General features: G+C 45.3%; 1 protein-coding gene. It reads left to right on the top strand.

Features of this window, described 5'->3' with window-relative positions:
- Positions 1-188: hypothetical protein (locus B4U49_RS18955; RefSeq protein WP_158078508.1), on the top strand; the 188-nt coding region annotated here is incomplete at its 5' end.
- Positions 189-236: the final 48 nt, after the last annotated feature.

The raw sequence follows: 236 nt of genomic DNA, 5'->3' as shown, positions 1-236 counted from the left end.
CGGCAACGCAAAGCGCGGCGAGATGGCATTATAAGTCTTTGATTTTTCAGAAGTTTTTCTTCGAAAAAGAATTTAAAAAAGCGCTTGCCAAGGTCGAAGAGGTCGCTATAATGCGCGCCACTTCAACGCTCACCGCAAGCGGTGAGCGAAGCTGGGAAAGCGTTGAGCTTCAACGTTTCCAAGCTTAAAAAAGTCTGCGAAAAACGCTTGTTAAAGCAGATCGGATGTGTAGAATA

The organism is Microbulbifer mangrovi (genome assembly GCF_002009015.1).
Taxonomy (GTDB): domain Bacteria; phylum Pseudomonadota; class Gammaproteobacteria; order Pseudomonadales; family Cellvibrionaceae; genus Microbulbifer; species Microbulbifer mangrovi.
Note: the sequence above shows the minus strand (reverse complement) of the source record. Positions and strands in the feature narration are given on the sequence as shown.